This window comes from Mycobacterium senriense (genome assembly GCF_019668465.1).
Lineage (GTDB): Bacteria > Actinomycetota > Actinomycetes > Mycobacteriales > Mycobacteriaceae > Mycobacterium > Mycobacterium senriense.
This window is the reverse complement of the sequence record NZ_AP024828.1, coordinates 3,751,004-3,759,713: the sequence shown is the minus strand read 5'-3', so window position 1 is coordinate 3,759,713 and position 8,710 is coordinate 3,751,004. Positions and strand designations below refer to the sequence as shown.

Genomic DNA, 8,710 nt, shown 5'->3' with positions numbered 1-8,710 from the left:
CTAGGAGTCCAACCTTTCTAGCATCGCGAGCATTGAGTGGTGCGCACCGTTGGCGGCTCCGGCGCGCTCGAACGACGGCGGCACCGCGGGTCCACCAGAGTCGGCACGCAGCGCCTCGATCAGCTCAGTCACCGTGATGCCGCCGAGCATGCGGGACACCGGAACCGAGTTGCCTACCGTGCGGCGCAGCCGCTTACGTAAATCGAGTGCGAGTAACGAGTCCACACCCAGGTCGATGAGCGGCCTGGCCGGGTCGATTGACAGCGAATCACTTAGGTGCAATGTCGCGGCCAATTCGGCCCGCACGATCTCGGCGAGGGGCTTCTCTCCCGCAGCCTCGCGGTCGTGGTCCTCGCCGGTGCGTGAGACGGTGAACGGCATTGGCATTCCCTGGCTTTCGAAGAAGACTTGCAGCCGCTCGAAGTCCGCGTCGAAAATCAGTGGATCGTTCTCGTAGCGATACAGGCTGGCTTCGATGGCCTGTTCCGGCTCCATCGCCACCAGACCGGAGCGCTCGGTGCGGGTGATCTCGTTGCCGACCACTACCCCGGCGCCTTGCCACAGGCCCCAGCGGATCGCCGTGCAGTCGCGGCCCGTGGCGCGCAACTGGGCGGCCAACACGTCGAGCATCCGGTTGGACGCCGCGTACGCCGCGTGGGTATAGCCGCCCCAGGCGCCGAATACCGAGGAACAGGCCAGGATCCGGCAGTCCGGCCGCAGCGGCCACACGTCGGCCAGCATCGCCAGTCCGCGGACCTTGGCCGCGCAGACCGCCGCCACATCGGACCCGGTGAGCTCGGCACGCGAACGTGTCCGCGCGATCCCAGCGGTGTGGATCAGCAAGGACGCGCCCGACGCGTAGTCGGCGGCCACGGCGGCCAGTGCGGCCCGATCGGTGATATCGCATTGCGGAGCATGCACTTCCGCGTCGTACCGGTCGACGAGTTCACGCAGCGTGGTCGGGTCAACGCCGTTGCGGCTCAACAGGGTGATGTTCCGGGCGCCGCGTTCCAGGCAATACCGGGCGTACTGCAGTCCGATGGCTCCGCTGCCTCCGGTGATCACCACGTCGTCCAGGGCGGCGGCGTCGAGGGGCCGCGGGGTCGCCGGTTCGCGGCACGCGCGGAACGTCCGGACGTGGCGTCGAGGCGATTCGGTGCCCCGCAACGCGACCTCCGCCGCCTCGCCGAGCAGCACCTCGACGACGGCTTGTGCGGTGGCGGCATCGACGTCGCGGTGCGCGAGGTCCAGATGCCCGAATGCCTGGTCCGGGAATTCGAAGCCGACGCTGCGATGCATGCCCGCCAGCGCCGCCTGTGCCGGAGAGACGTTGGCGTCATTGCGGTCGACCTGTTCGGCACCGGCGGTCAGCAACCAGACGGCGCGGCATCGTGGGCCGATGAGCGCGGGGTAATCGGGTAGGCCCGCATCGGGCCGGCCGGCGATCTGCTCGATCGCGGCGGTGACGTCGAGCTGGTCGAGTTCCGGGGCGACCACCACGACGATTTCCGCCTCAGTCGGTGACACTGCTCGGCAGCGGCCCTGTGCCGCAACGACCTCGACGAGGCGCTGCGTCAGCGGGCCCGCACCGAAGAAGCCGATGTCAACGGGGCTTGCGCTCGGTGTGATCGGCGCCGTCGCCGGCTGCCAGTCCTCGACGGCCACGGTGAGCGCAGGCGTCGGCGCCGCCTCGGTCGCTCGTTCGGGCGCCGCCCATAGGTGCACCGCCCGCATCGGCGCGTTCGGAAATCCCCGCAGCGTTGGCCCGTCGGCCATCGGGACCGCGTCGGCCCACCTGCAGCCGGGGTCAGCGGTCGCGAGCGCGGCGATGCTCTCGGACAGCGAATCGGTGATCGATCGGTCGCGATGCCCCGAGCCGACGATGACGGTCGACTCGCCGTCGACGATGTCACCCAGCGGGTACAGCAGCGACGGGTGCGCGGAGATCTCCACGAACGCGTCGGCCCCGCAGGCACGGGCATGCTGCACGGCGAGGTCGAACCGGACCGTGCCACAGAGGTTTTCATACCAGTAGCCGGAGAAGTCGGTGGTGCCGGTTAATTCGGTGCCCAGCGTGGAGCCGATGAACCGCACCGGGCCGTCCCGGAACGCCGACTTCGGGGTCAGCTCGGCCAGGTTCGCCCGCAACGCTCGTAGCGCACTGGTGTGGCCGGGATAGTCGACGGACAGTTGCTGGCCGAAGATCCCCCGCTGTTGAGCCAGCCCCACCGCGGCGGCCACGGCCTCGTGGTCGCCGGCGACCACGGTCGACGACGGCCCGTTGACCGCCGAAACTTCCAGCCAGCCCGCTGTCTCGGCCAGCAGAGCCTCCGCGACGTCGAGGCCGGTGCCGAGCACCGCCATCGCGTAGCGGCCGGTCAGCCGGTCGACGACAGTCGCGCGGGCCACCACCAGAGCGACCGCGTCCGGCAGCGAGATCGCTTCCGCCACATAGGCCGCCGCCACCTCACCGAGGCTGTGCCCGATGGTGATGTCGGGCAGCACCCCACAGAATCGCCACGCTTCGGCCAGGCTCACCGCGTGGGTGAACTGCGCGCCCTGGATCTCGGGGCGCGACCAGTCGCGCTCCTCGTCGCCCACCAGATACGGCAGCGGAGAGGGAAATCCATTGGATGCGAACGCTTCCGCGCATCGGTCGGCCGCTTCACGGTAGGCCGGAAGTCGCCGGTAGGCGTCGGCTCCCATCGCCTGCCATTGATTGCCCTGGCCCGGGAACACGAACGCGATGCGCGGCGGCGTCGCCTTGTCGGAGTGCGAGACCAGCTCGTGTTCGGCGCCGCGAGCGATCGCGGACAGCCCCGCGAGCAGTTCGGCGCTGTCGGCGGCTCGCAGCACTGCGCGGTGACGCCGCACCCGCCGCAACCGCAGCAGGGTGGAGGCGACCGTCGCGGTCGGGTCCGGCGCGTCATCGATGCGGCCCAGGTAGGCGGCGATCGCCGCGGCATCTTGGCGGATCAGCTCGGGGTCGTGGGCGCTGAGCAGCACCGGGACGCGCCCGTCCGGCAGTCCATGGTTCAGCATCATGCGACCTCGGGGACGGAGACGATCAGATGGGCATTGGTGCCGGCGATCCCGAACGCGGAGGCCGCGGCGATGCGCTGCCCGTCAATGGCCGGCCACGGTGACAGAGTCTGCGCCAACCGCAAACCCTGGTTCTCCCAGTCGATTTCGGGGCTGGCATCACCGGCGTGCAGCGTGGCCGGCACGGCACCGTGTTCGGCGGAGACCAGCACCTTGGCCAGCCCCAGCGCGCCGGCGGCGGCCAGCGAGTGACCCACGTTGGATTTCACCGAACCCAGTAGCGCGCCGGCGCCGGGTTCGGTATCGCCGTATGTCTGGGCCAGCGAGCGCAACTCGGTCCGATCGCCGAGCCGGGTGCCCGTGCCGTGCCCCTCGATCATTCCCACCTCGTCGGGCTTGATCCCGGCCTGGCTGATGGCCCGCTGGAACAGCCGCACCTGGGCGGCGCCGCTGGGCGCGCTCAGACCGGCGCTGCGGCCATCCTGATTCATGGCGGTGGCCCGCACCTCGGCCACGATCTGCCGGCCGGCACGCAGCGCCCCCGACTTCCGTTGCAGCACAAACATCGCCGCTCCCTCGGCCCACACGGTTCCGCTGGCCTGCGCGCTGTAGGGACGGCAGTATCCGTCGTCGGAGAGCGCGTGCTGTTTGGAGAACTCGACGAAGAAGCCCGGCGATCCCAGCACGTTGACGCCGCCCGCGATGGCCAGATCGCAGTCGTCGTTCTGCAGGGAGCGCACCGCTACATGGAAGGCCACCAGGGCCGAGGCGCACGACGAATCCAGGGTCAGCGCCGGCCCGGTCAATCCCAGGGTGTAGGCGATGCGGCCCGAGATCACACTGAGCGCGGTGCCGGCCAGCAGATGACCGCTGTGATCGGAGAACTTGGCCATCTGGGGCCCGTATCCCGTGGCCGAGGCGCCGACGAAACAGCCCACGTCGTGCCCGGTCAGGTCGTCGGGATTGATGCCGCTGTTTTCACATGCGCGCCAGGCCACCCGAAGCGCGACCCGCTGCTGCGGATCCATCACGACGGCCTCGCGGGGCGAGATGCCGAAGAACTCGGGATCGAATGTGGTTGCCCCGGTGAGGAAACCGCCGCGATCGTGGATCTCTTTGAAACCGCTGCGGCGCGAGCCGGTGAGCAGCTCGCGCACCGCCCAACCGCGGTCGGTGGGAAACGGGCCCAGTGCCTCACGGCCGTGTGCCAGCAGATCCCAGTAGCCGTCGGCGGTTTCGATGCCGCCGGGCGCTTCCACGCCCATGCCCACGATCACCACCGGGTCGGCGCGTTCGGCGTCGAACCGGTCCTCAGACATTGGTATCACCCGGCATTCACCTGCGCGGCGATCGCATCGACATGGTCATAGACGTAGAAGTGGCCGCCGTCATACAGCGACATGGCGAAGGATCCGGTGGTGTGTCTTTCCCACTGCCGCAGCACGCCGGTGGCGATGCGGTGGTCGTCATGGCCGCCCAGTACGTGAATGTCGGCGCGGAGGCGGACGTCGGGGCTGGGGCTGTACCCGTTGAAGGCCCGGTAGTCGGCGCGGACCGCGGTGGTCAGTAGTTCGGAGAACTCTTCGTCGGCAAGCAGTTCGGGGTCGGTCCCACCCAAATCGGCGATATCGGCCAGCAGCCCGTCGTCGCTGGTCGGCAGTTCAGGCATGTCGGCGACGACGCATGGCGGCGGACCGGCCGACACCCATAGTTTCTGCACGGCCGTGCCGTGGGTTTCGGCGACGCGGGCGAACTCGAAGGCGACAACGGCGCCCATGCTGTGCCCGAACAGCTTCAGCGGCGCGACGCTGGGCCATGGCGCGGCCTGGAAGAGGCTGGCGGCCAGGTCGTGCACGCTGTCGTGAGCGGGTTCGCCGAGGCGGTCCGCCCGCTGCGGGTACTGCACGATGTACGTGTCGCCGCCGGCTGCCAGCGCCGCTGCCAGCACTCGATAGCTCGCTGCGGCGGCGCCGGCGTGCGGAAAGACCACGGCGGCACCGGTGGATGACGCGTTGTTGCGGCCCGCGGTCAATTTGATCCAGGACGGGAACGTGGCAGGCACGGTGATCAGATCATTCAATGGCATTGCGCTACCTACGATTTCGCGGTTCGCTGGGCGCCGGCCAGAACCGATTCGGCGTCCATGCCGATCACTTCCAGGTACAGCTCGGCGACCTGGTCGAGCCGGTCGGGGTCGTTCTCGGCGGCGCTGAGCACCGCGGCCAGCGCCGCCACGGTTCGGTTGGCGAAGATGTCGGCGACCATGATGTCCGGCGCGTCCAGCCAGGCCCGAATCCTCGCCACCGCCTGGGTGGCGAGCACCGAATCGCCGCCGAGCGCGAAGAAGTCGTCGTCGGCACCGACGTTGTCCCGGCCGAGCAGGTCGCCGACGATCTTTGCCAGTGCGGATTCCACCGGCGACGATGGTGAGCGGTGACCGGGCCGCTGTGCCTGCGAGACAGCGGTTTCCAATTCGCGTGCGGCGACCCGGCGGTCGAGCTTTCCGGCATCGGTGAATCCGACCCGCTCCACCACCGTGATGTGGCGCGGGATCATGTGTGCGGGGACCAGGTCGCTGAGACGCTGCCGAATCCGCTCGGCGGTCAAAGTCGTGTCATCGGTGCACACCTGCGCGGCCAGCACGTCGGATTCCCCGGACACGGCGATCAACGCGGCGACCGCCGTCCGCACCCCGGGCACGCGCCGCAACGCGGTCTCGATCTCGCCCAGCTCGACGCGATACCCGCTGATCTTGACCCGGTGGTCGGCACGGCCGACGAATTCGAGGGTGCCGTCCGGCCAGTAGCGCACCAAATCGCCGGTGCGGTACCAGATTCGGTGGTCATGCTCGACGAAGCGTTCGGCGGTGAGATCGAGACGGCCGCGGTAGCCGCGCGCGATGCCGCGCCCGGACACCCAATATTCCCCGGCGACCCAGTCGGGGCAGTCGGCACCGGAGTCGTCGACGACGCGGCACGCGTTGTTGGGCAGCGGGATGCCGAACGGCAGGGCCGTCCAGTCCTCCGGTATCGACTGGGTGACCTCGAAAATGGTGTTGTGCACCGGGGTTTCGGTGGCACCGCCGAGTCCCGCGAAGCGCAGGTTGGGCGCCTCGGCTTGGAGGCGCCGTACCACCTCGGGCCGCACCCAGTCGCCTCCGGTGGGGATCACCCGCACCGAAGACAGCCGGCCGCGGCCGACTTCGATCAACATCTCCAGCCAGCCGGGCATGAAGTGGAGCACCGTGACTTTGTGAGCGTCGATGAGCCTGGCCCAGGCGTCGGGATCACGCCGCTGCGCCTCGTCCACCACCACGATGGTCCCGCCGGTGCGTAAGGTGACAAACACGTCCATCACCGAGATGTCGCCCTCCAGGGTCGACAGGGCCAGGCATCGATCCGCGGGGCCGATCTCAAAGTGGCGGCCGATGAATTCCACCGTGTTCATGGCCGCGTCGTGGGTGACCTCGACGCCTTTGGGCTCGCCGGTGGATCCCGAGGTGAACAACACGTAGGCCAGCTCGGCGGGATCGACTCTCGCTGAGGCGGTCTCGTCGCCTGCGCGGACGTCGCGAAGCACCTCGGCGACGACAAGTTCGGGCACCGGCAACGAGAGCCGTTGTCCCCCGCACACCAGGGCCAGGCTCACCCGACCGGTGTCCAGGATGCGCTCGGCGCGATCCCGCGGCTGGTCGACGCCGATCGGCAGATACACGGCGCCGACGGACAGGATGCCCAGCAACGCCGGAATCTGCTCGGCGGTCTTCGGGCCCATCACCGCAACGGTGTCGCCGGCCGTGATGCCGGCGGTGCGCAGCGCCGCGGCCACGGTCAGCGCCTGGTCGCGCAGTTGCGCGTAGCTGAGCTCACCCGAACTCGCGAGCACCGCGGGGGCGTCGGGCCGCCGCTCGGCTTGCCGAAAGAACCCGTCGTGCAAGGCTTCTCCGCTGGGTTCGGTGGTGCGAGCGTTGGCGGCCTCGCGCACCGCTCGCTGTGCTTCCGGCAGCGCCGCGAGGCCGGGCGCGTCCCAGGAATCGTCGCCGTAGGCCAACTGGAGCAGCTCGTCGATGTGGTAGCCGAACATGGCGTCGATGACCCCGGGTGGGAACATGCCTTCGCGCACATCCCAATTCACCAGGACACCGCCGTTGAACTCGGTGACCTGCGCGTCGAGCAGTACCTGCGGTCCTTGGGAGATGATCCATCCCGGGGTGCCGAATTGGTCGGTCACGTCGCGGCTGAACAGGTCGCCGAGGCCCAGCGCGCTGGTGAAGACCACCGGCGCGAGCACCTGGGTCCCGCGATGACGGCTGAGGTCGCGCAGCACCGACAGCCCGGGATAGGCGGAATGGGCGGCGGCCGTGCGCATCGCGTCCTGCGCCACCTGTGCCCGCGCGGTCGCGGTGTGCGCGCCGGCGAGATCGATGTCGAGCAGCAGCGAGGAGGTGAAGTCGCCGACCAACGAGTCGACGTCGGGGTGCAGGGCCTGACGCCCGAACAGCGGGACGTTCAGCAGAAAGCGCGAGGCGGTCGACCAGCGCGCCAGGGTGTTGGCGAATCCCGCGGCCAGCGCCATGGCCGGGGTGATGCCGCGCGCCTGGGCGCGGGCAAACAGCGCATCGCGGGTTTGCGGATCCAGCCAGTGCCAGCGCCGGGTGCTGTGGTTCGAGCCCCGGCCACCGGTCGACGGCAACGCCGGCGGGTCCGGCAGCTCCGGGAGGCGCTGCGCCCACCACGCCTGGTCCGCATCGCGCGCGGCGTTCGGCTGTGCGTCTTCGGCCTCGATGGCTTGGCGGTACTGCCGGTAGGTGTAGCGCAGCTCCGGGAGGTCGCGGCCGCCGTAGATGGCCGCGAGGTCGGCCATCAGGGTGCGATAGCTCATCGCGTCGGCGGCCTGCATGTCCAGATCGACGTGTAGCCGCGACCGCTCGGCCGGTAGCAGCGTCATGGCCAGTTCAAATACCGCATCGTCCAGCTGCTGGTGCGATTTGACAACGCGGATCGCGGCGAGCCGCTGCTCGACCTCATCAGCGCTCAGCGAGCGGAGGTCCTCGATGGTGACCGGGAAGTCGCCGGCCTCGTCGGCCGGGGTGATGCGCTGCGTGCCGTCGGGCAGGAACCGAGCCCGGAGCATCGGGTGGCGCCGCGCCAACGCGGTGGCCGCCGCGCGCAGCCGTTCGGCATCGATCGGGCCACCGTCGAACTCCACGTAAAGGTGCCCGGCAACCCCGCCCAGCTGCTGGTTGTCTTGGCGACCGACCCACATGGCGTGCTGCATCGGGGCCAGCGAAAACGGCTCGTCCTCGCCGGACTGCGCGGCGTCGCCGAGCGACCCGGCGGGCATGGTTTGCCGGTCGGCGTCCTGCCCGCCGGCGGGGACCAACCCGGCCCAGGCCTCAACCGTCGGATTTTCGGCGAGCGTCGCGAAGTCGATGTCGATGCCCTGGCGGCGCCAACGGCCGGCCAACGTCATGATCCGGATGGAGTCCAGGCCCTGGCCGATGAGGTTGCTACCCGGCTGAACTGCATCGACATCGACGCCGAGCAATTCGGCCACCTCCGCCCGGATGTCCTCCGAGCGTGCCGAGGCGTGCACCACAGACCCTCCCTGAATTAGCACAGGCTGCCCTAATTTTTTGGTTACCCTATCCTTACTCCCTACGTCCCCG

Annotated in this window: 4 protein-coding genes; all 4 read right to left on the bottom strand. The window is 69.4% G+C overall.

What is annotated here, in order from left to right:
* The 4 genes from mbtD to MTY59_RS17845 are packed head-to-tail and all read right to left on the bottom strand — an operon-like array spanning position 1 to position 8,640.
* Positions 1–3,042, bottom strand: a complete 3,042-nt coding sequence (gene mbtD, locus MTY59_RS17860) for a mycobactin polyketide synthase MbtD (protein ID WP_221046505.1) — start codon at positions 3,040–3,042, stop codon at positions 1–3.
* Entirely contained in the window at positions 3,042–4,361 is a 1,320-nt protein-coding gene (locus MTY59_RS17855; RefSeq protein WP_221042326.1) for a beta-ketoacyl [acyl carrier protein] synthase domain-containing protein, read from the bottom strand. Before MTY59_RS17855 ends, mbtD begins: the two co-directional genes overlap by 1 nt.
* Positions 4,362–4,366: 5 nt before the next feature.
* A complete protein-coding gene (locus MTY59_RS17850; protein WP_250160590.1) occupies positions 4,367–5,128 on the bottom strand; it encodes a thioesterase II family protein in 762 nt (253 codons plus the stop codon).
* Between the two features lie 8 nt (positions 5,129–5,136).
* Positions 5,137–8,640, bottom strand: a complete 3,504-nt coding sequence (locus tag MTY59_RS17845) for a non-ribosomal peptide synthetase (protein ID WP_221042325.1) — start codon at positions 8,638–8,640, stop codon at positions 5,137–5,139.
* Between the last annotated feature and the right edge of the window lie 70 nt (positions 8,641–8,710).

Excerpts from the sequence above, each read along its gene's own strand:
- MTY59_RS17850 (WP_250160590.1), bottom strand. The coding sequence starts at position 5,128 with ATGCCATTGAATGATCTGATCACCGTGCCTGCCACGTTCCCGTCCTGG.
- MTY59_RS17855 (WP_221042326.1), bottom strand. The coding sequence starts at position 4,361 with ATGTCTGAGGACCGGTTCGACGCCGAACGCGCCGACCCGGTGGTGATC.
- mbtD (WP_221046505.1), bottom strand. The coding sequence starts at position 3,042 with ATGCTGAACCATGGACTGCCGGACGGGCGCGTCCCGGTGCTGCTCAGC.